This window comes from Streptomyces typhae (assembly GCF_009755605.1).
Taxonomy (GTDB): Bacteria; Actinomycetota; Actinomycetes; order Streptomycetales; family Streptomycetaceae; genus Streptomyces; species Streptomyces typhae.
Map to the genome: position 1 here is coordinate 206168 of NZ_WPNZ01000007.1, position 23563 is coordinate 229730.

The following is a 23563-nucleotide window of genomic DNA, read 5'->3' on the forward strand; positions in this document are numbered from 1 at the left end:
GCGCGGCGTCGCCCCCCCCGGCGTCTGACCCGCCGTCAGCGTCCTACCCAGCGGAGGGGACCGCCACGCGCGCGTGGCGGTCCCCTCCGCTTTTCAGCCGTCCCCGGCGCTACAGCCCGTCAGGGCTTGAGCACCAGGGTGTCGTTCGTGCTGTCGTCGACGGCCTTCTTGGAGTAGGCCCACGGCAGCAGCTCGCCCTTGATCCACTTGTTGGTCTGGTCCGTGTAGTGGTCGCTGTAGGCGTGTCCGGACGCGCCGGTCAGGTTGATCCAGCGGGACTTGTCGAGGTCCTTCAGGTTCACGACCATCCGCATGGAGGGCACCCAGATCACTCCGTAGCCGCCCGCCGCGTTCCAGCCGGTGGCGTTGACCGTCGCCTCGCCGCCGCCCAGCTTGAAGGGGCCGCGGTTGAGGACCCACTGGAGCCAGCCGGGTCCATCGGTGCCGAGCGTCTGGTTCTTCAGCGTGAGGCGGTGCAGCCGGCCCCAGCTCCAGGTGTCGATGTCCTTGCCGAGCTTGGCCGTGAGGTCCCAGCGGGCGTCCTCCATGGCCCGCGCGAGCAGCTGGTCGCGGTTCTTGGTCTCCGCGTCCGTGCGCGTGCCCGGCGACTTCCACCAGTCGCTGTCCTTATTGTCGAGGTTCTTGCGGATGACCTCGAAGTAGCGGTCGCCGCCGTCGGGCTGCGCGGAGTCCGCGTCCCGCTCGCCGCACTCGCGCACCCGGTTCTCCTCGTCGGCGGGACGGGTGTTCCCGGCCGGCTCGACGGACAGGCACTGGCCCTTGACCCGCAGTTCCTTGGGCAGCTTGTTGCCGATGGAGAGCTGGAGGACGCTGCGCCAGACGGCGTTGAAGTACGCGGCGGCTGCCGAGTCGGCGTCCTGGGTGTAGTCCCAGCCCTCCAGGAGCTTCTGCGCCTCACGGACGTGCTTGTCGGCGATGTCAATCTTGAGCAGCTTGGGCACGAGCAGCCGGGCGATCTCGCTGCTGTTGTCCGTCTGCATCAGCCGCATGTCCTCCGTGGAGATCTTGCCGCCGTTCTTCGTCTTCGCCTTGATGAGGTCGTCGATGCGCTGGCTGCGCGCCCCGTAGCCCCAGTCCGCGGTGAGCTTGTACGGGTACTTCTTGCCGTCGCCGTCGTCGATCACGGCCTGGTTGGCGGTGACGATGTAGCCGCGCTTGGGGTTGTACTCGTACGGCAGGGCGTCCTGCGGGACGGGGTCGCCCCAGCGGTAGTCCGGGTCCCAGCCCGGCGAGGGCAGCGAGCCGTCGCCCTTGCCGCGGGTGGGGATCTTTCCGGGCGCCTGGTAGCCGATGTTGCCCTCGGTGTCGGCGTAGATCAGGTTCTGCGAGGGCACCTCGAAGGACGCGGCCGCCTCGCGGAACTCCTTGAAGTCCTTGGCCCGGTTCAGCTCGAAGACGGCGTCCATGGACTTGCCGGGTTCGAGGGCGGTCCAGCGCAGCGCGATGCCGTAGCCGTCGCCGCGGTCCGGGGCCGCCGCGTCCACCTGGGCCTTCTTGCCGACCTTGACCAGTTCGTCGTCGCGGTCGGAGATCAGCGGGCCGTTGTTGGTCTCGCGGACCGTGATGGTCTTGGTCTTGCCGCCCGCGACCTTGATCTTCTCCTCGCGGGACCGGAAGGGCTTGATCTTGCCGTCGTACTGGTAGCCGTCGGCGGTGAACTTCTCCAGGTAGAGGTCGGTGACGTCGGCACCGAGGTTCGTCATGCCCCAGGCGATGTCCTTGTTGTGGCCGATGACGACGCCGGGCAGGCCGGAGAAGGTGTAGCCGCTGACGTCGTACTGGCACTTCGACGACACCGACCGGCAGTGCAGGCCCATCTGGTACCAGACGGAGGGCAGCTGCGGCGCCAGGTGCGGGTCGTTGGCGAGCAGGGGCTTGCCGGTGATGGTGTGCGCGCCGGAGACGACCCAGGAGTTGGATCCGATGCCGTTGCCGTTCGAGCCGAGGCCCGCGTCCGGGATCTTGTCCAGGACGTCGGAGAGGCCGGAGAGCTGGGACTGCAGGCCGGTGCCCGCGGTCTGGGTGTTCCCGGCGACGCCGGTGCCCGCCGTGCCGGTGCCGGTTCCGGTGCCGGTTCCGGTGCCGCCCGTGCCCGTGCCGCCGCTGCCGGTACCCGTACCGCCCGTGCCGGTACCCGTACCGCCGGTACCGGTGCCCGTGCCGCCTGTACCGGTGCCCGTGCCCGTGCCGCCGGTACCGGTGCCGGTACCCGTGCCCGTGCCGCCGCCCGACGCGTCCTCGTCGCCGTCGAACTCCTTGGTGAGCTCGTTGTAGCGGCCCTCCTGGACGATGGGCTTGTGCAGGTCGTACGGGTAGTCCGGGTACAGGTCCTTGATCTGCGACGGGCCGAGGCGGCTCGTCATCAGGGAGCGGTCGATCTCGTCCTGCATGTTGCCGCGCAGGTCCCAGGCCATGGCCTTGAGCCAGGCCACGGAGTCGACGGGCGTCCACTCCTGCGGCTGGTAATCGTTCTTGAAGGAGAGCGCCGCGTACTCGACGGAGATCTCCTTGCCGTCCTTGCCGTCGAGATAGGCGTTGACCCCCTTGGCGTACGCCTGGAGGTACTTCTTCGTCCGCGGCGAGAGCTTGGAGTCGTACTCCTTCTCTGCGACGCGGTGCCAACCGAGGGTGCGCAGGAACTCATCGGTCTTGACCTGGCTCTTTCCGAACATCTCGGAGAGCCGACCGGAGGTCATATGGCGGCGTACGTCCATCTCCCAGAAGCGGTCCTGCGCCTGCACGAAGCCCTGTGCCATGAACAGGTCCTCGTCGGTCTCGGCGTAGATCTGCGGAATCCCGTTCCCGTCCCGTTTGACGTCGACGGGGCCCGAGAGGCCCTTGATGTCGATGGTGCCCTTGGTCTGCGGGAAGGAGGCGCGAACCGTGCTGATGCTCCAGTACGCGCCGAAGCCGATGCCTCCTACGACGGCCAGGACCAGGACGATCACGATCAGTCGGGCTCGGCGCCCCTTCTTCCTACCGGACTTGCGACCGGAAGAGGCGTTGGTGTTGGAGGGCATCGCTGTCCTTGCTGTCCTTCGCGCGCGGCAGGGCGGGGCGTGTGCGGGTCCTGGAGTGCTGGAGCAACCATAGGCGCAGGGCGATACGGCCTCGGACGCGGAGTCGGAAACCGATGTCGAACACAAGTTCGGAGGACAAGTTCAAAGGAGGGGTGCGGCGCGAGGGCGCCCGTCAAGGGAGCGTTAAAAGTTAGGTAAAGTAACGAAGCGTCTCGGCTCGCACGACGCCTCCCGGCCCTCGCCCGAGGCGTCCTGACCCGCACGAAGCGTCTCGGCTCGCACGACGGAAGGAACGCCCCTGTCTGTCCACGACCTCAACCAGCTCCTGCTCATCAGCTCGCTCGTCCTGCTCGTCGCCGTCGTCGCGGTGCGGCTCTCCTCGCGGAGCGGGTTGCCCAGCCTGTTGCTGTACCTCGGCATCGGCGTCGCCATGGGCCAGGACGGCATCGGCAACGTCTCCTTCAACAACGCCCAGCTGACGCAGGTCATCGGCTATGCGGCGCTGGTCGTGATCCTGGCCGAGGGCGGCCTCGGCACCAAGTGGAACGAGATCAAACCGGCGTTGCCCATGGCCGCGTGCCTGGCCACCGTCGGCGTCGCGGCCAGCGTCGGCGTGACGGCGGCGGGCGCGCACTATCTGGTCGGGCTCGAGTGGCGGCAGGCCCTCATCATCGGCGCGGTGGTGTCGTCGACGGACGCGGCCGCGGTCTTCTCCGTGCTGCGCAGGGTCCCGCTGCCCTCCCGTGTGACAGGTGTCCTGGAGGCGGAGTCCGGGTTCAACGACGCCCCGGTGGTCATCCTGGTCGTGGCCTTCTCCACCGCGGGACCCGTGCACCACTGGTACGTCCTCGTCGGCGAGATAGCCCTGGAGCTGGCCATCGGCGCGGCCATCGGCCTCGCGGTGGGCTGGCTCGGCGCGTACGGGCTGCGACACGTGGCGCTGCCCGCGTCCGGTCTCTATCCGATCGCGGTGATGGCCATCGCCGTCGCCGCCTACGCCGCCGGAGCCATGGCCCACGGCAGCGGATTCCTCGCCGTGTACCTGGCCGCGATGGTGCTCGGCAACGCCAGGCTGCCGCACTGGGCCGCCACCCGCGGCTTCGCCGAGGGCGTCGGCTGGATCGCCCAGATCGGCATGTTCGTGCTGCTCGGCCTGCTAGTCACCCCGCACCGGCTGCTCGACGACATCTGGCCCGCCGTGATCATCGGGCTCTTCCTGACGATGGTCGCGAGGCCCGTGTCCGTCGTGGTCGGCCTGCTGCCCTTCCGGATGCCCTGGCAGGAGAAGGCGCTGATGTCCTGGGCCGGCCTGCGCGGCGCGGTGCCCATCATCCTGGCGACCATCCCGATGGTGAACGGCGTCGAGAACAACGAGGAGATCTTCAACATCGTCTTCGTCCTGGTCGTCGTCTACACCCTGGTGCAGGGGCCGACCCTGCCCGGACTCGCCCGCGTCCTCGGCCTCGGCAAGGGCGGCGGCGCCGACGACCTCGGCATCGAGTCGGCGCCCCTGGAGCGGCTGCGGGGCCACCTCCTGTCCGTGTCCGTGCCCGAGGACTCCAAGCTGCACGGCGTCGAGGTGGGCGAGCTGCGGCTGCCCGCGGGCTCCGCCGTGACGCTCGTCGTGCGCGACGAGAAGTCCTTCGTACCGAGCCCCACGACCGTGCTGCGGCAGCACGACGAGCTCCTGGTGGTGGCGACGGACCCGGTGCGCGACGCCGCCGAGCAGCGGCTGCGGGCGGTCGCCCAGGGCGGCAAGCTCGTGGGCTGGCTGGGGGTGCCGGACTCGTGATCCCGGGAGTACGGGGCTCGTGACCCCGGCGGCGGCGGGCTCGTGATCCCGGGAGTACCGGGCTCGTGACCCCGGCGGCATCGGGCTCGCGATCCCGGGAGCACCGGGCTCGTAATCACAGGCTCCTCTTGCGCAGCACCTGTACTATGAAGGCACACTTCCTTACGCACATGTGAGTACTCGAACCAACTCTGTCTGACGCAGAGCTGGCGCGACCGTATGGCGGCCGCGGCGCCACGCAGTGGGCGACCCGGTATCTACCGCAGTTCTGCGCAAGAGGACAGCTCTCGGCGCCCCCGCACGGGCGCGCTACCAGGCAGCAGAAAGGCATGGGCCGTGGCGTCCACGGTCACCGAGACCCGACCGGGCTACGGACAGTTGCTGCGCACCCCGCGCGCCTGGACCTTCCTGCTTCCGGGCTTCGCCGCGCGGCAGCCGTTCGCGATGCTGACCATCTCCATCGTGCTGCTCGTGCAGCACACCACGGGCTCCTACGGAGCCGCCGGTGCCGTCTCTGCCGTCACCGGCGTCTCCATGGCCCTCTTCGCCCCCTTCGTGGGCAAGCTCGCCGACCGCTTCGGGCAGCGCGCCGTGCTCCTGCCGGGCGTCCTCGTGCACAGCGCGTCCGGCGTCGCCCTGACCGTGCTCGCCCTGTCCGGCGCGCCCCTGTGGACGCTGTTCGCGGCCGCGGTGCCCACCGGCGCCTCCACACCGCAGATCGGGCCGATGGTGCGGGCCCGCTGGGGCGCACAGCTCCAGGGCACCCCGCTCGCGCAGACCGCGGCGGCCTTCGAGTCCGTCACCGACGAGCTGACCTTCGTCCTCGGACCGCTGCTCGCCACCGCTCTGTGCACGGGCATCGACCCGGCGGCGGGGCTGCTCACCGAAGCGGGCCTGACCCTCGTCGGCGGCCTCCTCTTCGCCGCGCAGAAGAGCACCCAGCCGCAGCCGTCCGCAACCGGCGCCCACGCGCGCGTACGGCACGATTCGGCGCTCCGGGTGCCCGGCGTGCGCGTCCTGATCGTCACGTTCCTCGGCATCGGCACCGTCTTCGGAGGCATGCAGGTCTCGCTGGCCGCCTTCACGGAGTCCATCGGCAGGCCCGGCCTGAACGGCGTCCTGTACGGCACGTTCGCCGCCGGCAACATGCTCTCCGGAGTGGCCTGCGGCGCCATCGCCTGGAAGATCACCCCGCAGCGGCGGCTCGTCGTCGGGTACGTAGGCCTGACCCTGATGGCGGCCGGACTGTGGGCGGCGCACTCCGTGCCGCTGCTCGCCGGGCTCGGCCTGCTGGTCGGCGTCTGCATCGCGCCCGCCCTGATCACCGGCTACACGCTGGTGGACAGCCTCGTGGCGCCGACCGCGCGGACGGAGGCCTTCACCTGGCTCACCGGCGCCGTCGCGCTCGGCCAGGCGGCGGCCGTCACGGTCGCGGGACAGCTCGAGGACCGCTTCTGGGACGGTGCCGGATTCCTCGTGCCGCTCGGCGGCACGGCCCTCGCGCTGACCGTGCTCCTGGCCCTGCGCTCCCGGCTCACCCCGAAGTCCTCGGGGCGGACCGTGGCACGTGGCGTGGGTCACCGCGTACCGGCCACGGTGGACTGATCCCGCGGAATACGTCACTATGGACCGTCGTTAGCACTCATCGAGTGAGAGTGCCAGGAGGAAGCAAGTGCCGACGTACCAGTACCAGTGCACCGAATGCGGCGAGGGCCTCGAGGCGGTGCAGAAGTTCACCGACGACGCCCTGACCGTATGCCCGAACTGCGACGGACGCCTCAAGAAGGTGTTCTCGGCCGTCGGCATCGTCTTCAAGGGCTCCGGCTTCTACCGCAACGACAGCCGCGGTTCGTCGTCGAGCAGCGCGCCCGCCTCCGCCTCGTCGCCGTCCGGCTCGAAGTCCTCGTCCTCGTCCTCGGACAGCAAGCCGTCCTCCACGTCCTCGTCGGCGTCCTCTTCCTCGTCGGCGTCTTCCTCGTCGGGGTCTTCTTCGGGGTCCTCCTCGTCGTCCAGCACGTCGTCGACGAGCTCCTCGGCCGCCTGACCCGGCACCTCACAGGCACCGCTGCCCTCGCGGGCGCACAGCTCCTCCAGGACCCCGCTGTCGTACGACGGCGGGGTCCTCGGCGTATCGGCGTCCGGCTACTGTGCCGACCATGGTGAACACGGCGAACGCGACTCAGGCCGAGATCGGCGTCATCGGCGGCTCCGGCTTCTACTCCTTCCTCGACGACGTCACCGAGGTGCACGTCGACACCCCTTACGGCTCCCCCAGCGACTCCCTGTTCCTCGGTGAGCTCGCCGGGCGGCGCGTGGCGTTCCTGCCGCGCCACGGCCGCGACCACCGCCTCCCGCCGCACCGCATCAACTACCGCGCCAACCTGTGGGCCCTGCGCTCCGTCGGCGTGCGCCAAGTGCTCGCCCCGTGCGCCGTGGGCGGTCTCCGCCCCGAGTACGGGCCCGGGACGCTGCTGGTCCCCGACCAGCTCGTGGACCGCACCAAGAGCCGCCCCGCGACCTACTTCGACGGCATACCGTTGCCCGACGGCACCACCCCGCTCGTCGTCCACGTGTCGCTGGCCGACCCCTACTGCCCGGCGGGGCGCACGGCCGCGCTCAAGGCCGCGCGGGGCCGGGACTGGGAACCGGTGGACGGCGGCACGCTCGTGGTGATCGAGGGGCCGCAGTTCTCGACCCGCGCCGAGTCGCGCTGGTACGCCGCGCAGGGCTGGTCCGTGGTGGGCATGACCGGCCACCCCGAGGCGCCCCTGGCCCGTGAACTGGAGCTCTGCTACTCCTCGCTGACCCTGGTCACCGACCTGGACGCGGGCGCCGAGACCGGCGAGGGCGTCTCCCACGAGGAGGTCCTCCGGGTCTTCTCCGCGAACGTGGACCGGCTGCGCACGGTGCTGTTCGACGCGGTGGCGGGGCTGCCGGAGAACGACGGACGGGACTGTGCGTGTGCGGGGGCGCTGGGCGGGATGGAGCCGGGGATACGGCTGCCGTAGGGCGCGCGCGGCTTCCCCTCGGGGGCGCCTGGCCCTCCATCGGGTGAGGGAGTTGTCCACAACCGGTGAGTAGTCCACGGGGCTCAGCGGGGTGGGGCGCGAACCCGCATCGTGAGAACGGAGTCCGGCCCCGGAACGGGCCTCGGAACCAGCCCCGGATCCGGCGTCGGATCCGGATCCGTGCACTTCTCACGACAGGTGGTGGCCGTCATGGCTCGCGCTTCTTCCCAGGTCTCTCAGCGGGACGCCGCCGTGCGCCTGGACGGTGCCCCGGGGCGGGGCGGCGGCAGTGACGCGCCGCCGCCCTGCCGGATGCCGCACTTCTCGCCGCTCCATGTGCGCGGCGGACGCGGGCGCCTGCGGCGGCTGGTGCGGCATCGGCGGCGGGCGCTGGCGGCGGGGCTCGCGATGACGGCCGCCGCGCTCGCGGCCTCGGGTCCGTCGGGTGTCGGCGGTGCGGGTGGGCCGGGCGCCGCGGAGTCCGCCGAGTCCGCGCGTGCGGAGTCCGCCCGCGCCGGGGCCGCCCGGCCCGGCCCGTCGACCGGCGTGGACGGTGACGGCGAAGCCCGCCACAGGGCGCGGCGGGCGGCCCGGTTGGTGACGGCGCCGGTGCGGATCGCGGACGCGGCGACGGTGCGTCTGCTGCGGCCCGGTGCCCGTGTGGACGTGGTGGCGGCCGAGGGGCCCGGAGCGGGCCCTGCTGCGAGTGCGGTGGGCGGGGACGCGCCGCGCGTGGTCGCCGAGGGCGCCAGGGTGGCGCACGTGCCCCGGACGTCCGACGCGGAGACCGGGGGCGGAGCCTTGGTCGTCCTGTCCGTGCCGCGTGCGACGGCGGCACGGCTCGCCGGGGCGAGTGCGACGGCCCGGCTCGCGGTGACGCTGCGATGAGCGGGTACAGGACCATGTCAAGTCGCTCGTTCGCGTTACCGAACTGGACAGAGCTGCCACGCGCTGCCGTAGGTTGCGGAGCGATTTGCCGCACGATCAGCACATGCAACGAAAGGCCCAGTGGTGAGCGAGAAGAAGGAACCGGGCATCTGGCAGGGCTTCAAGGCCTTCCTGATGCGCGGCAATGTCGTCGATCTGGCGGTCGCGGTGGTCATCGGCGCCGCGTTCACGAACATCGTGAACTCGGTGGTGAAGGGCGTCATCAACCCCGTGGTCGGCGCCTTCGGCACGAAGGATCTCGACCACTACAGCTCTTGCCTGAAGTCACCGTGCGTGGTGAAGAACGGCGAGGCGGTCGAGGGCATCCCGATCATGTGGGGCACGGTGCTCAGCGCGACGCTCAGCTTCGTGATCACCGCGGCCGTCGTCTACTTCCTGATGGTCATGCCGATGGCGAAATACCTGGCCAAGCAGACCGCCCGCAGGGAGGCGAAGGAAGGCACCCAGGAGGTCATCGAGATCTCGGAGCTGGAGGTGCTCAAGGAGATCCGCGACGTGCTGGTCGCGCAGCACGGCGCCGGGGGCGCGGGCGGCCCCGGGCTCACCGGAGGTGCGGAGGGGCCTGGCGGCGGGTCCGCGCCGGGTGGCGGAACCGGCCCCGGGGCCTCGCCGCAGTACTAGTCCGAGGTTGTTGGGAGGAAAGAGGCCCGGAAGAGAGGGGCCTGCCCGGGGTGCCGGGCGGGGTCCCCGCTCGGGCCCTCGTGTCCGGTGGGGCCGGGCTCAGATGTGGTGGGGCGGCTTCTCGTCGAGGAAGCGGGCGAGATCGGCGGCGCTGTCGCCGGAGGACGTCGGCCGCTCGCCCCACCCGCGGTCCGTATCGTCCGAGGACTGCTGGGCCAGCGGGTCGTCGAAGACGAGCGCGCTCGCCGGCTTCTCGGCCTTCTGCCGGGGCTTCGGCTCGGCGTCCTTCGGATCGCGCGGTTCGGGGGCGGGGGCGGTGCTCATGCCTCAAGCGTACGTCGGCGGGCTTGCGCACGGCAGGGTGGCGGGCGGAACACGAGGGGCACGCGGGGCTCGGCGGCGCGGGGGGCCGCGCGGCGGTGCGAGTGGCGCAGGGCGGTGCGAGGGGCCGCGCGGCCGGACAGCCGGGGGGAGCGCTGAGCGCGCGCGGCGCGGGGCGGGGTGGTGCGGGCGGCCCGACCGGTCCGTACGGCCGCGCGCGGCGCGGGGCGGTGGGGCGGTGCGGCCGGCCCGACCGGTCCGTGTAGCCCAGGCGGCCCGGACCGGGGGCGGCGAACGACCGGTCCGCACGGCCCAGACCGACCGGACCGAGGACGGCGAACGACCGGTCCGCACGGCCCAGGCCGCCCGGACCGGGGGCGGCGAACGGCCGTGGTACGCATGGCGCATGACGACACGTGACGTACCTGCGGAAGCCGGACGGGCCGGGGCGCTGACCGATGTGGCCGGGTTGCGGGTCGGGCACGCCGGGCGGGCCGGGGACGGCTGGCTCACCGGCACCACCGTCGTCCTCGCGCCGGAGGGCGGGGCGGTCGCCGCCGTGGACGTGCGGGGCGGCGGTCCGGGCACCCGGGAGACCGACGCGCTCGACCCGAGGAACCTGGTGCGGCGGGTCGAGGCGGTCGTCCTGACCGGCGGCAGCGCGTACGGGCTCGTCGCGGCGGGCGGGGTGATGGCGTGGTTGGAGGAGCAGGGCCGCGGGGTGCGGGTCGGCCCCGGTCCGGGGCACGTGGTGCCGGTGGTGCCCGCCGCGTGCGTGTTCGACCTGGGGCGCGGGGGCGACTTCGGGGCGCGGCCGGACGCCGGGACCGGGCGGGCGGCGATCCTCGACGCGGCGGCGCGGGAGAGCGGCCACGCGGTGGCCGAGGGGAGCGTCGGCGCCGGGACCGGGGCGGTGGTGGGTCAGGTCAAGGGCGGCATCGGGACGGCGGGCACGGTGCTCGGGTCGGGAGTCACGGTGGCCGCGCTCGTGGTGGCGAACGCGGCGGGGTCGGGGATGGATCCGCGGACGGGGGTGCTGTACGGACGGTATTTCGGTGCCGAGGACGTGCGGCCGCCGTCGGCCGGGGTGCACGCCCTGGCGCGGGAGCGGCTCGCCGCGGCGGCGGCGCGGAACGTGGCGCCCCCGCTGAACACGACGCTGGCCGTGGTGGCCACCGACGCGGCGTTGACCAAGGCGCAGGCGCAGAAACTCGCGGGCACCTCGCACGACGGTATGGCGCGCGCGGTGCGGCCGGTGCACCTGCTGAACGACGGTGACACGGTGTTCGCCCTGTCGACCGGTGACCGGGCCCTGGACGAGGCGGACCCGCTGGCTCTGAACGAGGTCCTGGCGGCCGGCGCGGACATGGTGACGCGGGCGATCGTCAGGGCGCTGCTCGCGGCGGAGTCGGTGGAGACACCGGCAGGATCATTCCTCGCATACCGGGACCTTTACCAGGAATGACGTGAAGGCGATGAGAAGGCAGTAGAGCCCCTTCAACGCATGGCTATTGGCGTGGCACGGCGGTCGGGTGTGCCGGTCTTCACATCGGCTGGCGGAACCATTCCCTCGCCCGCTCTCTCTTTACTCGTACTGGATCGGACGACGTACTTGGAGCAGCTCGTGACAACGCCGGACTTCGCAGCGCAGCCTCGGCCCCGTCGCCGTCGGCGCGTTCTGCTGGCGACCGCCGCGCTGGCGGCCGTCGGCGCACTGACGCTCTCGGCCTGCGGCGGTGACGCCGACGCCAAGGACGACAAGAAGTCCGGTGGCGGCAAGGACGCGTCCGGCGCGCGGATATCCATCTCCTCCAAGGACGGCGCCACCGACGCCTCCATCAACGCCACCGGCGTGAAGGTCAAGGACGGCAAGCTCTCGAAGGTCGAGATGACGGACGTGACCTCCGGCAAGGCCGTCGAGGGCGCCATATCCGCCGACGGTGGCACATGGAAGCCGAAGGAGCAGCTGGAGCGCGGCACCAAGTACAAGGTCACCGCGGACGCAAAGGACTCCGAGGGCCGCCCGGCCACGGAGAACGCGACGTTCACGACCGTTTCGAACGCGAACAGCTTCATCGGCAGCTACACCCCCGACGGCGGCACCACGGTGGGCGTCGGCATGCCGGTCTCCTTCAACTTCGACAAGGCGATCACCGACAAGAAGGCCGTGCAGTCGCACATCACGGTCAGCTCCAGCAGCGGTCAGAAGGTCGTGGGCCACTGGTTCGGCAACCAGCGCCTGGACTTCCGGCCGCAGGAGTACTGGAAGGCCGGCTCCAAGGTCACCATGAAGATCGCCCTCGACGGCGTGAAGGGCGCGGGGAACGCGACCGGTGTGCAGGACAAGACGGTCACGTTCACCGTCGGCCGCAAGCAGGTCTCCACCGTCGACGTGAACGCCAAGAAGATGACGGTCGAGCGCGACGGCCAGGTCATCAAGACCGTGCCGATCTCCGCGGGCAGCCCCTCCAACCCGACGTACAACGGGCAGATGGTGATCTCGGAGAAGTTCACGCAGACGCGGATGAACGGCTCCACCGTCGGATTCGGTGGGGAGTACGACATCAAGGATGTACCGCACGCCATGCGTCTTTCGACGTCCGGCACGTTCATCCACGGCAACTACTGGAGCTCACCCTCCATCTTCGGAAGCTCGAACACCAGCCACGGCTGTGTGGGGCTCCAGGACGCCCAGGGTGCGCAGGGCGACACCATGGGCAAGTGGTTCTTCGACAAGACCCTCATCGGTGACGTCGTCACGGTGAAGGGTTCCCCGGACAAGACGATTGCCCCGGACAACGGCCTGAACGGCTGGAACATGTCCTGGAGCGAGTGGACGGCGGGCAGCGCCGTCTGACGGTCCCACAACGCAGCGAGCCGCACGGGAACTTGCCGTGCGGCTCGATCGTTTTCCCGTTCCCGGACATGATGTCGGACCCAGGGGCTACGGTATGCACGCACAAGGTGACATGCAGCAACGCCGGAAGCATCCGGGAGTATCCGTGAGCGTCCCGTACGAGGCAGCGTACGAACCACCCGAGTCGCCCGAGCCCGCCTCCCCCGAGGAGCACCTCGAGCGACTGCTCAGCCGCGCCCTGAACTCCTTCGACCTGCCGGACGAGGCCATAAGGAGCCTGGAACGGTCCCTGGCGTACGACAGTTCGCTGCACTCCGCGCACCACAGCGCGGGCATGCACCGCGAGACGTACCGCCACACCTGGCTGCTCGCCGACGGCCAGGCGGTGACCCTCTGGGAGCTCGTGCACAACACCGGCCCCGGCAGCGCGGCCCAGTACGAGCTGTATCTGGACGAGGAGGAGGCCGGCGTCGCCACCGCCCGCCTGCCGCTGCCGCCCGACACCCCCGCGGGCGAGCTGTCCGTCGTCCTCCAGCAGATCCCCGCGCCCGAGCCGCGGCACGCCTATGTGCCGGACGACTCCGCCGACCACGCCCGCCGGCTGCTGCGCCGCGCGGAGAACCCGGCGGGCGCCGACCGGCCGGGCGACGACTTCGCCCGCCTGCTGCGCTCCGCGTTCGCGCACCAGATCACGCAGGCCTTCGGCAAGTCCGGGATCAGCGGCGAGACCCGTCTCGGCTTCTCGCTGTACGAGCACGCGTTCCTGCTCTTCGACGGCTCCGAGGTCAGCCTCTGGGAGGTCGAGCACACGGCGACCACCGACGGCAGGCACATGTGCGAGGTGTACACGAGCGAGCACGCGGCACGCGCGGCGATGGCCCGCAGAGCCCGCGCGTTCCCCACACTCCGCGCCCGCTAGGGCCCGCCGGTCCGGGACCTGGAGCCGGGGCCCTCAGGGCCTGCCGCCGCCGAACTGCCGTGCCAGGCGGGCGAACGCGGCGCGCTCGTCCGGGGTCAGCTCCACCGTCTCCGCGCGCGGCGGGCCCGACTGCACGGGCAGGGAGCGCAGTGCGGGCCCGCCCGGCGCGGGGAGTTCGGCCGCGCGGCGGCGCTGCACGCGCAGGAACGTGACGGCCCAGATCGCGGTCACCGCGGCGAGCAGGGCCACGCCTGTCTGCTGAACGATCGATGCACCCTGGAACATGCGCCCAGTAGACAACAGCGGCCAGATCTACAACAGAGGCGCCAATGACCCTTTGAGCCCGAAGTGACGCATCTCGCACTTGTCACGCTTGTGTCACCCTTGCCGGTGTTGTGAAACGCCCGGCGCGCTCACCGCCCGCACCCGCCGGACCCGAGGCCTTCCGCGCGCCCTTGAGGAGGACGACCACGGCCGTCGCCACCGCGACACCCGCGGCGATCGCGACCAGGTACAGCAGCGGCTGCCCGATCAGCGGGACCACGAACACGCCGCCGTGCGGGGCGCGCAGGGTGCAGCCGAACGCCATCGACAGGGCGCCGGTGACGGCGCCGCCCGCCATCGAGGCGGGAATGACCCGCAGCGGGTCGGCGGCGGCGAACGGAATCGCGCCCTCCGTGATGAAGGAGGCGCCGAGGAACCAGGCCGCCTTGCCGTTCTCGCGCTCGGTCCTGGTGAACAGGCGCCCTCGTACGGTGGTGGCGAGGGCCATCGCGAGCGGCGGCACCATGCCCGCCGCCATCGTCGCGGCCATGACCTTCAGGGAGCCGTCCGTCGGGTGGGCGAGGCCGCCGACCGCGAAGGCGTACGCGACCTTGTTGAGCGGCCCGCCGAGGTCGAAGCACATCATCAGGCCGAGGACGACGCCGAGGACGACCGCGTTGGCTCCGGTGAGGCCCTCCAGCCAGTCGGTCAGGGCGCTCTGCAGCGAGGCGATGGGCTTGCCGACGACGAGGAACATCAGGAAGCCCACGACCGCCGCCGAGAGCAGCGGGATCACCACCACCGGCATGATCCCGCGCAGCACCGCCGGGATCCGGACCCGCTGGATGCCGAGGACCACCCCGCCCGCGAGCAGCCCGGCCGCGAGGCCGCCGAGGAAGCCCGCGTCGATGGTGACGGCGACGGAGCCGCCGACGAAGCCGGGTACGAGGCCGGGGCGGTCGGCCATCCCGTACGCGATGTAGCCCGCGAGCACCGGGACCAGGAAGGCGAAGGCGAGTCCGCCGGTCTGGAAGAGGAGCGCCGCCCAGCTCGTGTGGTCGGTCCACACGAAGTGCTCGGCCACGGACGGGGCCTTGTCGATCTTCCAGCCGCCGATGGCGAAGCCCAGGGCGATCAGGAGGCCGCCCGCGGCCACGAAGGGCACCATGTAACTCACGCCCGACATGAGCCAGGTGCGGAGCTTGGTGCCGTAGCTGTCGCCGGTGTCGCCCGCGCTGTCCACGGGTGTGGGGCCGGTGGGGGCGGCCGTCGTCTCGCCGCGGGCGGCCTTGTCCCTGACCTCCGCGATGAGTTCGGCGGGCCGGTTGATGGCTGCCTTCACCCCCACGTCGACGGTGGGCTTGCCCGCGAAGCGGGGCTTCTCCCGTACGGGGACGTCGTGGGCGAGGATCACCGCGTCGGCGGCGGCGATCGTCGCCGGGTCGAGTCGGGTGAAGCCTGCCGAGCCCTGTGGCTCGACCGTCAGCTCCACGCCGGCCTCGTGGGCGGCCCGCTCCAGGGACTCGGCCGCCATGTAGGTGTGGGCGATGCCCGTGGGGCAGGAGGTCACGGCCACCACCCGGAACGGGCGTTCCGGGCCGGGCGGCGGTCCCGCCGCGGGGGACGCGAGGTCACCGGTACCGGGGGCCGCGGCCGGTGGGTCCTCGCCCTGGATCAGGGCCGCAGCCGACTCCGCGTCCGGCGCCGCCCGCAGGGCCGCTGTGAAGCCCTCGTCCAGCAACTGGCGGGCCAGGGCCGACAGGATGGTGAGGTGGGCGTCGTCGGCGCCCGCGGGGGCGGCGATGAGGAAGACGAGGTCGGCGGGTCCGTCGGGGGCGCCGAAGTCGATGCCGGTCGCGGAGCGGCCGAACGCCAGGGTCGGCTCGGTGACATGGGCGCTGCGGCAGTGCGGGATGCCGATACCACCGTCGAGACCGGTCGGCATCTGGGCCTCGCGGGCGGCGACGTCGGCGAGGAAGCCTTCGAGGTCGGTGACGCGGCCGAGGTCCACCATGCGCAGAGCCAGGGTGCGGGCCGCGGCTTCCTTGGTGTCGGCGGACCGGTCGAGTTCGAGGTCGACCAGGTCCGCGGTGATCATTGCACTGCTCATCGCGGGCTCCTACGCGGGTTCTGTCAGGGGGCGGTCGAGGGGGATCCCGGTCGTGCCGGTGACGGCGTCCGGGGACAGGTCGGCCGGGGTGGGCATGGCGCTGCCGGGGAGCTGGACGGCGGCGGCGCCGTGCGCCACGGCCGAGGCGAGGGCGCGGGGGCCGCTGCCCCCCGCGATCAGGAAACCGGCCAGGGAGCTGTCACCGGCGCCGACGTTGCTGCGTACGACGTCGACGCGGGCGCTCGCGAAGTGGGTGCCCCCGGCGTCGACGAGGAGCTGGCCGTCGGCGCCGAGGCTGGCGAGGACGGCGCGGGCGCCGCGTGCGCGCAGTTCCTCGGCGGCCTCGACGGCGTCGCCGACGGTGGCGAGGGGGCGGCCGACGGCACCGGCGAGCTCCTCGGCGTTCGGCTTGACGACGTCGGGGCGTTCCGCGAGGGCGGCGAGCAGGGCGGGTCCCGAGGTGTCGAGGGCGATCCGGGCGCCCGCGGCGTGGCAGCGGGCGACCAGCTCGGCGTACCAGGAGGGCGCGAGGCCGCGCGGGAGGCTGCCGCAGCAGGCGATCCAGTCGGCGTGCGCCGAGTGGGCGCCGACGGCGTCGAGCAGGGACTCGCTCTCGGCTGGCGTCAGTTCGGGCCCGGGGGCGTTGATCTTCGTGAGGGTGCCGTCCGGTTCGGCGACGGCGATGTTCGAGCGGGTCCTGCCGGATACGGGGACGGGGCTGACCTCGATGCCCTGCTCGTGCAGGAGCCGGGCGACCAGGGCGCCGGGGGCACCGCCGAGCGGGAGCACGGCGAGGGTGCGCACGCCCGCGGCGGCGACGGCCCGGGAGACGTTGACGCCCTTGCCGCCGGGGTCCATGCGCTCGCCGGTGGCGCGGACGACCTCGCCGCGGTCGAGGGCGGGGACCTCGTAGGTGCGGTCGAGGGAGGGGTTGGGGGTGACGGTGAGGATCATCGGCGTGTCCGGGTGGTTCTCGGCGGTGACGGGGTTGCTGCGCGTACGACCGGGGCTCTTCTGCGTACGTTTCCGGGGCTCATACGCGTACGACCCGCGTGCCCGCCTTCTCGACGGCGGTGGCGTCGGCGTCCGTGAGGCCGGTGTCCGTGATGAGCAGGTCGACGTCGGTGAGGTCGGCGAAGCGGGCGAAGTGCTCCTGGCCGTGCTTGGCGGAGTCGGCGAGCAGGACGACCCGGCGGGCGGCGGCGACGGCGGCGCGCTTCACGGCGGCCTCGGCCAGGTCGGGGGTGGTCAGGCCGTGGGCGGCGGAGAAGCCGTTGGCGGCGAGGAAGAGGACGTCGGCGCGGATCTCTCCGTAGGCGCGCAGGGACCAGGCGTCGACGGCCGCCCGCGTACGGTGCCGGACGCGGCCGCCGACCAGGTGGAGCTGGATGCCGGGGTGGTCGGCGAGGCGGGCGGCGGTGGGGAGGCTGTGGGTGACCGCCGTCAGTTCCGCGTCCAGCGGGAGGGCGGCGGCCAGGCGGGCCACCGTCGATCCCGCGTCGAGGATGACGCTGCCCTCGGGCGGGAGTTCGGCGAGGGCCGCGCTCGCGATGCGGTCCTTCTCGTCGGCGGCGGTGCTCTCGCGTTCGGCGAGGTCGGGTTCGAAGTCCAGGCGGCCCGCCGGGATGGCGCCGCCGTGCACCCGGCGGAGGAGGCCCGCGCGGTCCAGGGCCTTCAGGTCGCGGCGGATGGTCTCCGCGGTGACCTGGAACTCGGCGGCGAGGGTGGGGACGTCGACGCGGCCTCCCTCGCGGGCGAGGCGCAGGATCTCCTGCTGGCGCTCTGGGCCGTACATGGCTGGGGGCCTCCTGCTCTATGCCCGATCGTGTGGGTTGCCCTGCACCCTAAGGCCGAACTATGGCTTAAGTAAACACACACGGGCTCGAAGCAGACATAAACAGGCATCGCCAGGCTGGGGGCTGTGCCCACCCGTTCCGCCCCTGGCGGACCAGTTGCCCACAGAGAGAACCCCACCCGCCCCCCGGGGTGAACGGGTGGGTGGGTGGGGCGTCCCGCCGCGGAGCGGCGGGTTACAGCAGGGCAGCCTTGCGGGACTCCGCAGCGTCCGAGGCGTCTGGGGCCTCCAGGGAGGCCACCGCCCCGGCCTCCGGGGAGGCCTCCGCTCCCTCGATGTGCTGGGCGGGCCGCTTCGGCAGCGTGAGCATCAGCAGGAAGATGGCGACGAGGATGCCGACGACCCACCACAGCGCGCTCTCGAAGGCGTTCACGAACTCGGTCGGGACCTGCTGCGGCGCCGCCTTCTCGTCGATGACGCCGAAGAACACCACGGACACCAGGCCGAGCCCGAGCGCGTTGCCCATCTGCTGGACGGTGTTGATCAGCCCGGAGGCCGAACCTGCGTGCTCGCGCGGCACTTCGGAGAGCACGGCGTCGGTGAGCGGCGCGACGATCAGGCCCATGCCGACGCCCATGACGACCAGCGGGAGCGCCATCTGCCAGGAGGCGATGGAGGCGCCGTACCGGTCGGCCTCCCAGATGTAGATCAGCACGCCCGCCGCCATGGTCAGGGCCCCGGCCTGGAGCACCTTGCGTCCGAAGCGCGGCACCAGCTGCTGCACGGAGAGCCCGGCCGCGGCGGACACCGCGATGGAGAACGGGATGCCGGTCGTCCCGGCCCTGAGCGCGGACCAGCCGAGGCCGACCTGCATGTAGAGGGTCCACACCAGGAAGAAGATGCCGAGCGAGATGCCGAAGACGGTCTGCACGGCGATGCCGCCGGCGAAGCTCTTCACCTTGAACAGGGACAGCTCGATGAGCGGGGAGCCGTCCCGCTCCGCCTTCCGCTTCTCGTACGCGACCAGGGCGCCGAAGACGACGATGCCGCCCGCCATCATCACGTACCCCCACACCGGCCAGTCCAGCTCGTGGCCGCGGGTCAGCGGGTAGAGCAGCATCAGCAGGCCCGCCGTGACCAGGACGACGCCGACGAGGTCGAGCTTGAGCGCCCGCGGCGCCCTGGACTCCTCGATGTACTTGCGGCCGAGGAGCAGTCCGGCGACGCCGACCGGGAGGTTGATGAGGAAGATGGGGCGCCATTCCAGGCCGAGGATGTTCCACTCCGTCAGGAGCGCGCCGAGCAGCGGCCCGGAGACCGCGCCCAGACCGACGATCATGCCGAACAGACCGAAGACCTTACCGCGCTCGTGCGCCGGGAAGGTGGCGTGCACGATCGACAGGACCTGCGGCACCATCAGCGCGGCCATCGCACCCTGGAGGATGCGGGACGCCACCAGCATCTCCGGGTTCGCCGCGAACCCGCAGAGCGCGGAGGCGACGGTGAAGCCGGCGATGCCGACGAGGAATATCTTCTTGCGGCCGTAGATGTCACCGAGCCGGCCACCGGTGATCAGACCTGCGCCGAGCGCGAGCGCGTACCCCGCGGTGATCCACTGGATCTGGCTGAACGTGGCGCCCGCGTCCCGCTGGATGGACGGGATCGCGATGTTCACGATCGTCACGTCCACCAGGTCCATGAACGCGGCGGTCATCACGATCGCGAGGGCGAACCAGCGCCGCCGGTCCGATCCCTGTGACGTGTCCGATCCCTGTGCCGCAGGGGTGCTGATGGGAGAAGTCATGCCGTAAGGCTAGGGGTCGTATAGGTCAGATCGTGTCCTAGTTGTACGGCATCCTGGATTCGGCAGGGCGGGACGGCGACGGGAGGCCTCATGGGCGCGAGTACGGGCACGAGTACGGGCACGAGTACGGACACACCGGCGCGGCTGTTGCAGTTGTTGTCCTTGTTGCAGACGCCGCGCGAGTGGCCCGGCGGTGAGCTGGCCGAACGGCTGAACGTCTCGCGGCGCACGGTGCGGCGGGACGTGGACCGGCTGCGGGAGCTCGGCTATCCGGTGCAGGCGACGCAGGGCGCGAGCGGCGGGTACCGGCTCGTCGCCGGGAAGGCGATGCCGCCCCTGGTCCTCGACGACGAGGAGGCGGTGGCCATCGCGGTGGGGCTGCGGGCCGGGGCCGGGCACGCGGTCGACGGGGTCGAGGAGGCGTCCGTGCGGGCGCTCGCCAAACTGGAGCAGGTGCTGCCGTCGCGGCTGCGGCACCGCGTGTCGGCGCTCGGCGCCGCGACGATGTCGCTCGCCGTCGGGGACGGTGCCCGGATCGCGCCCGAGACACTGACGGTGATGGCGTCGGCGACGACCGCGCACGAGCAACTGCGGTTCGCCTACGAGGCGAAGGACGGGACGCCGTCGCGACGGCTCGCCGAGCCGCACCGCCTCGTGTCCACGGGGCGGCGCTGGTATCTGGTCGCGTTCGACCTGGAGCGGCAGGACTGGCGCACGTTCCGGGTGGACCGGGTGTCGGAGCCGTTCGCCACGGGGGTGCGGTTCGCTCCGCGGATGCTGCCCGGGGGCAGCGCGGAGGCGTATGTCCGGCGGAGCGTGCTCGCGCGGCGGCAGGAGTCCGCCGCGTACGAGGTCGACGTGGAGTTCCGGGCCCCCCTCGACCGCGTGGGCGGGCGGCTCCCCGCCTCCCTCGGCGAACTGGTCGCCACCGGCGCCGACCGCTGCCGGCTGCGCGGCACGGCCACCGAGCCCGTGGAGTGGGTGGCGGCCCGCCTCCTCTGGGTGGAGTGCGACTTCACCGTCCACGGGCCGCGGGATCTCATCCTCCGGGTACGGGACCTGGGGCGCCGCCTTACCGCTGCGGCGGGCGCGGGCGATGCCTGATCCCCGCGCTCCGCGCGGGATCCCCTTTCCCACCCACCCACCCGTACACCGGCGGTCGAGACCTCCGCGTCGCCCGACCGCCGCGAGGGCTGGGCCCGCTCCCGGGCCGCCGCTCAAACCGACGGCTCGGAGCGCCCGCTCCAGCCCGTCCGGCGTTTGAGGACAAGGCGCGGAGCGCCGATATCGGGAACCGGAACCACAGCGAACGGAATGTCGAACAACGGGGCCGGGGGGGCACGAGCCCCCCTGCTCGCCCGGCCGGCCTCAGGCCGCCGCGTCGAAGCCGGTGTCGTGCGCCAGCTTCTTCAGCTCCAGAAGCGCGTGCTTCTCGATCTGCCGAATGCGCTCGCGCGTGAGGCCGTGCTCCTTGCCGACCTCCGTCAGCGTGCGCTCCCTGCCGTCCTCGATGCCGTACCGCATCTTGATGATGGACGCCGTGCGCTGGTCGAGGCGGCCGATGAGGTCGTCGAGCTCCTCGCTGCGCAGCAGCGTCAGGACGGACTGCTCGGGGGAGACGGCGGAGGTGTCCTCCAGGAGGTCACCGAACTGGGTCTCGCCCTCGTCGTCCACCGACATGTTCAGCGAGACCGGGTCGCGGGCCCAGTCGAGGACGTCCACCACGCGCTCGGGCGTGGAGGCCAGCTCGGCGGCGATCTCCGCGGGCTCCGGCTCCCGGCCGTGCTCGCGGTTGAACTCGCGCTGCACGCGGCGGATCCGGCCCAGCTCCTCCACCAGGTGCACGGGCAGCCGGATGGTGCGGGACTGGTCGGCTATGGAGCGCGTGATGGCCTGGCGGATCCACCACGTCGCGTACGTGGAGAACTTGAAGCCCTTGGCGTAGTCGAACTTCTCGACGGCGCGGACCAGGCCCGCGTTGCCCTCCTGGATGAGGTCGAGGAGCGGCAGGCCGCTGCGCGGATAGCGCCGGGCGACCGCCACGACCAGGCGGAGGTTGGAGCGGATGAAGATGTCCTTCGCGCGCTCGCCGTCGGCGACGAGGGCTTCGAGCTCCTCGCGCGAGGCGGACGCGGTGGCGTCGGCGCGCTCCACCTGGCCGTCCAGGATCTGCCGGGCGTAGACGCCCGCCTCGATGATCTGGGACAGCTCCACTTCCTTGGCGGCGTCCAGCAGGGGTGTGCGTGCGATCTCGTCGAGGTACATGCCGACCAGGTCGCGGTCGGCGATCTCGCCGCCTACGGCGCGAACACTGCGTGCCGCGTCGGTCTCGCCGGTGTCGGCGGACTTGCGACGGGCGACGGCACGGGTTGCCATGCGTGCTCCCTTGCGTGGTTGTCACTGGTCGGACCGGCGTGCGGGCCGGGTCCTCGGGGCGGTCCGGGGCTGGACCTGTGGTGGACGGCACACCTTCCCAGGTGCCCTGCATCCGATGGAAACAACGACTGGAATCCGGACAGAATTCCCAAGCCGCTCTCTCAATTTCGTGATCATGCAGTACCCTGTGCGGCTCCCGGCCGGGGGCCGCTGCTGTGGGTGACTACAGATACGCAGGTCAGGGCAGAGACCGCAGGTGTTCGGGTGCCCATGACGGACTGCCGCAATCGTCCGCTCCTGAGATCGCCGTCACATTCGGCAGAACCTCTTTCACGCCGTCACCGCAACCGCCCCGCGGGCACCCCCTGCGGGAGAGTGCCGCCGTTGCCGCTCTTCCACCCCAGGAGACGGCCAGGACCGCGCGATGGTTGCGCAGCGGTACAAAGCAGGCATTCTTCTGTGCTCGGGTCTGCTGTGCTCGGGTCTGCCTTCTGTGCTTCGGTCCCCGGGCCTAGGCCCCGCGACCGTTACGGCCGGTCATGGGCCCCGCCTAGCGTGCCGCCCATGAACGCCAACGCCACGAGCGACACCAGCGGCATCCTCGACGAAGCCCTCCAGCGTCTGCACGCCTTCGGTCCCGAGCGTCTCGGGCGCCTCACCAACCACGGGCCGATGGCCGTCGAGGCCCTCGTCCACGGCGGTCGGGCCGCCGTCGTGCACCGCTGGCTCGACCACTACCGGGCCAAGCTGGAGGACATGCCCGCCCGTGTCGCCCCCGTCACGGACGGCGACTGGCGTACGGCGCTCGGCGATCCGCGGCGTGCCGCCGACTGGATCGACCACTTCGAGCGGGCCCTCGCCGAGCGCCCCTGGCAGGAGGTGCTCGCCGCCTGGTGGCCGGTGCTGCTCCCCGGCATCGCGGGCGGCTCCACGCACCCGGTGATCCGGGTGGGCCACGCCGTGCGCACCCTGCTCGGGCCCGGCGGCCAGGCCCCGCCCCGCGTCGCCGAGCTGGCCCACGGCCTCGGCTACTGGGCCGCCCGCCACACCCCGCTGCCCGACCGCACCCCCGTCGCCCTGCCGTCGCCGGCCGACGCGGCGGTCGCGCTCGACGCGGTGGCGCGCATCCCGGACCAGGACGGACCCCTGCCGGCGCGCTTCGCCCAACTCACCACGGTCCCGACATGGCCCGCGCCCGCGCCCGGGAACGCGCCCGGAAAAAAGGCGCCCGCGCCCGGAAAGGCCCCCGGGACCGGACCTGACGCCGCCCCGCCCGAGCCGGCCCCCGACGCCGCCCGCGACCGCCTCGGCGATCTCGTCGCCGCCGCCGTCCACCGCTACGCGGCCCTCGGCCACGGCGATCCGATCATGCTGGTGCACGCCGCGACCGCCCCGAACGCGGTCCTGCGTACGCTGCCCGCGCTCCCCCGCGCGCTCTGGGCGCCCTCGCTCGACGCGGCCTGGGCGGCGAGCGCCGCGGTCACCGCGGCCTACGCGCCCGCGACCCCGGTGACGTACGAGAACGCGTACGCCGAGGCCGGCAGCAGCACCTTCGACGAGGTCTTCGCGCGGGCCGCCGCGCACGGCGACGACCATACGATCAAGTTCGCGGACACCGCCCTCGACGTGGGCGGCCGTACGGCGCGGGCGGCGGCGCTGCGTGGCGTGGAGCTGAACCCTCCCGCCCGGTGAGGACCGCCCCGTGAG

At 72.0% G+C, this 23563-nt stretch carries 19 protein-coding genes; 11 read left to right on the top strand and 8 right to left on the bottom strand.

The genetic code is table 11. From position 1 onward, the window contains the following. Window positions 1-119 precede the first annotated feature (119 nt). Window positions 120-3041: a penicillin acylase family protein gene (locus GPA10_RS14860; protein ID WP_157165913.1), complete on the bottom strand. Its 2922-nt coding sequence runs from the start codon at window positions 3039-3041 to the stop codon at window positions 120-122. 298 nt (window positions 3042-3339) lie between these two features. Between GPA10_RS14860 and GPA10_RS14865 the strand changes: the two genes are divergently transcribed. The 6 genes from GPA10_RS14865 (at window position 3340) to mscL (ending at window position 9410) form a co-directional block, all read left to right on the top strand. Further along, on the top strand, window positions 3340-4833 hold the full coding sequence (locus GPA10_RS14865; RefSeq protein WP_058846115.1) for a potassium/proton antiporter: 1494 nt from the start codon (window positions 3340-3342) through the stop codon (window positions 4831-4833). Between the two features lie 336 nt (window positions 4834-5169). Further along, a complete protein-coding gene (locus tag GPA10_RS14870) occupies window positions 5170-6438 on the top strand; it encodes an MFS transporter (protein WP_343040855.1) in 1269 nt (422 codons plus the stop codon). A 67-nt stretch (window positions 6439-6505) separates the two neighbouring features. Further along, on the top strand, window positions 6506-6877 hold the full coding sequence (locus tag GPA10_RS14875; RefSeq protein ID WP_343040856.1) for an FmdB family zinc ribbon protein: 372 nt from the start codon (window positions 6506-6508) through the stop codon (window positions 6875-6877). A gap of 112 nt (window positions 6878-6989) precedes the next feature. Next, window positions 6990-7841, top strand: a complete 852-nt coding sequence (locus tag GPA10_RS14880; RefSeq protein WP_157165914.1) for an S-methyl-5'-thioadenosine phosphorylase — start codon at window positions 6990-6992, stop codon at window positions 7839-7841. A 210-nt stretch (window positions 7842-8051) separates the two neighbouring features. Then, entirely contained in the window at window positions 8052-8729 is a 678-nt protein-coding gene (locus GPA10_RS14885) for a hypothetical protein (RefSeq protein WP_343040857.1), read from the top strand. Window positions 8730-8852: 123 nt separating this feature from the next. Then, window positions 8853-9410, top strand: coding sequence for a large conductance mechanosensitive channel protein MscL (gene mscL / locus GPA10_RS14890; RefSeq protein WP_343040858.1), 558 nt, complete (start codon window positions 8853-8855; stop codon window positions 9408-9410). A gap of 99 nt (window positions 9411-9509) precedes the next feature. On the opposite strand, the gene GPA10_RS14895 is transcribed toward mscL, so the two are convergent. Then, complete coding sequence (locus GPA10_RS14895; protein ID WP_157165915.1) at window positions 9510-9734, bottom strand: hypothetical protein; 225 nt, start codon at window positions 9732-9734, stop codon at window positions 9510-9512. 403 nt (window positions 9735-10137) lie between these two features. On the opposite strand from GPA10_RS14895, the gene GPA10_RS14900 reads away from it, so the two are divergent. The 3 genes from GPA10_RS14900 (at window position 10138) to GPA10_RS14910 (ending at window position 13507) form a co-directional block, all read left to right on the top strand. After that, window positions 10138-11196, top strand: a complete 1059-nt coding sequence (locus GPA10_RS14900; protein ID WP_157165916.1) for a P1 family peptidase — start codon at window positions 10138-10140, stop codon at window positions 11194-11196. Between the two features lie 147 nt (window positions 11197-11343). Continuing rightward, the gene (locus GPA10_RS14905) at window positions 11344-12588 is read left to right on the top strand and encodes a L,D-transpeptidase (protein ID WP_058846121.1); all 1245 of its coding nucleotides are present in this window, start codon (window positions 11344-11346) and stop codon (window positions 12586-12588) included. A gap of 145 nt (window positions 12589-12733) precedes the next feature. Then, window positions 12734-13507: a DUF6227 family protein gene (locus GPA10_RS14910; RefSeq protein ID WP_343040860.1), complete on the top strand. Its 774-nt coding sequence runs from the start codon at window positions 12734-12736 to the stop codon at window positions 13505-13507. A 33-nt stretch (window positions 13508-13540) separates the two neighbouring features. Here GPA10_RS14910 and GPA10_RS14915 read toward each other — a convergent pair whose 3' ends face one another. From GPA10_RS14915 to GPA10_RS14935, 5 genes are all read right to left on the bottom strand, one after another. Beyond that, on the bottom strand, window positions 13541-13792 hold the full coding sequence (locus GPA10_RS14915) for a hypothetical protein (RefSeq protein WP_157165918.1): 252 nt from the start codon (window positions 13790-13792) through the stop codon (window positions 13541-13543). Window positions 13793-13874: 82 nt separating this feature from the next. Beyond that, window positions 13875-15881, bottom strand: coding sequence for a PTS fructose transporter subunit IIABC (locus GPA10_RS14920; protein WP_157165919.1), 2007 nt, complete (start codon window positions 15879-15881; stop codon window positions 13875-13877). 9 nt (window positions 15882-15890) lie between these two features. Continuing rightward, window positions 15891-16835 (bottom strand): 1-phosphofructokinase, encoded by a 945-nt coding sequence (gene pfkB / locus GPA10_RS14925; protein WP_157165920.1) that lies wholly within the window; start codon window positions 16833-16835, stop codon window positions 15891-15893. 79 nt (window positions 16836-16914) lie between these two features. Beyond that, entirely contained in the window at window positions 16915-17676 is a 762-nt protein-coding gene (locus GPA10_RS14930; protein ID WP_157165921.1) for a DeoR/GlpR family DNA-binding transcription regulator, read from the bottom strand. Between the two features lie 235 nt (window positions 17677-17911). After that, window positions 17912-19480 (bottom strand): MFS transporter, encoded by a 1569-nt coding sequence (locus GPA10_RS14935; RefSeq protein ID WP_157165922.1) that lies wholly within the window; start codon window positions 19478-19480, stop codon window positions 17912-17914. A 90-nt stretch (window positions 19481-19570) separates the two neighbouring features. Between GPA10_RS14935 and GPA10_RS14940 the strand changes: the two genes are divergently transcribed. Further along, window positions 19571-20584 carry a helix-turn-helix transcriptional regulator gene (locus GPA10_RS14940; protein ID WP_157165923.1) on the top strand — a complete coding sequence of 338 codons (1014 nt, stop codon included), beginning with the start codon at window positions 19571-19573 and terminating at the stop codon, window positions 20582-20584. 264 nt (window positions 20585-20848) lie between these two features. Here the strand turns inward: GPA10_RS14940 and GPA10_RS14945 are convergent, their stop codons facing one another. Further along, window positions 20849-21856 (bottom strand): sigma-70 family RNA polymerase sigma factor, encoded by a 1008-nt coding sequence (locus tag GPA10_RS14945; RefSeq protein ID WP_058846129.1) that lies wholly within the window; start codon window positions 21854-21856, stop codon window positions 20849-20851. Window positions 21857-22420: 564 nt separating this feature from the next. Between GPA10_RS14945 and GPA10_RS14950 the strand changes: the two genes are divergently transcribed. Continuing rightward, window positions 22421-23548 (top strand): questin oxidase family protein, encoded by a 1128-nt coding sequence (locus tag GPA10_RS14950; protein WP_157165924.1) that lies wholly within the window; start codon window positions 22421-22423, stop codon window positions 23546-23548. Window positions 23549-23563: the final 15 nt, after the last annotated feature.

What these genes read in the sequence shown, in the direction of transcription:
- GPA10_RS14860 (WP_157165913.1), bottom strand. Translation starts at nt 3,041, where the DNA reads ATGCCCTCCAACACCAACGCCTCTTCCGGTCGCAAGTCCGGTAGGAAG.
- GPA10_RS14880 (WP_157165914.1), top strand. Translation starts at nt 6,990, where the DNA reads ATGGTGAACACGGCGAACGCGACTCAGGCCGAGATCGGCGTCATCGGC.
- GPA10_RS14885 (WP_343040857.1), top strand. Translation starts at nt 8,052, where the DNA reads ATGGCTCGCGCTTCTTCCCAGGTCTCTCAGCGGGACGCCGCCGTGCGC.
- GPA10_RS14895 (WP_157165915.1), bottom strand. Translation starts at nt 9,734, where the DNA reads ATGAGCACCGCCCCCGCCCCCGAACCGCGCGATCCGAAGGACGCCGAG.
- GPA10_RS14900 (WP_157165916.1), top strand. Translation starts at nt 10,138, where the DNA reads ATGACGACACGTGACGTACCTGCGGAAGCCGGACGGGCCGGGGCGCTG.
- GPA10_RS14915 (WP_157165918.1), bottom strand. Translation starts at nt 13,792, where the DNA reads ATGTTCCAGGGTGCATCGATCGTTCAGCAGACAGGCGTGGCCCTGCTC.
- GPA10_RS14920 (WP_157165919.1), bottom strand. Translation starts at nt 15,881, where the DNA reads ATGAGCAGTGCAATGATCACCGCGGACCTGGTCGACCTCGAACTCGAC.
- pfkB (WP_157165920.1), bottom strand. Translation starts at nt 16,835, where the DNA reads ATGATCCTCACCGTCACCCCCAACCCCTCCCTCGACCGCACCTACGAG.
- GPA10_RS14930 (WP_157165921.1), bottom strand. Translation starts at nt 17,676, where the DNA reads ATGTACGGCCCAGAGCGCCAGCAGGAGATCCTGCGCCTCGCCCGCGAG.
- GPA10_RS14935 (WP_157165922.1), bottom strand. Translation starts at nt 19,480, where the DNA reads ATGACTTCTCCCATCAGCACCCCTGCGGCACAGGGATCGGACACGTCA.
- GPA10_RS14940 (WP_157165923.1), top strand. Translation starts at nt 19,571, where the DNA reads ATGGGCGCGAGTACGGGCACGAGTACGGGCACGAGTACGGACACACCG.
- GPA10_RS14945 (WP_058846129.1), bottom strand. Translation starts at nt 21,856, where the DNA reads ATGGCAACCCGTGCCGTCGCCCGTCGCAAGTCCGCCGACACCGGCGAG.
- GPA10_RS14950 (WP_157165924.1), top strand. Translation starts at nt 22,421, where the DNA reads ATGAACGCCAACGCCACGAGCGACACCAGCGGCATCCTCGACGAAGCC.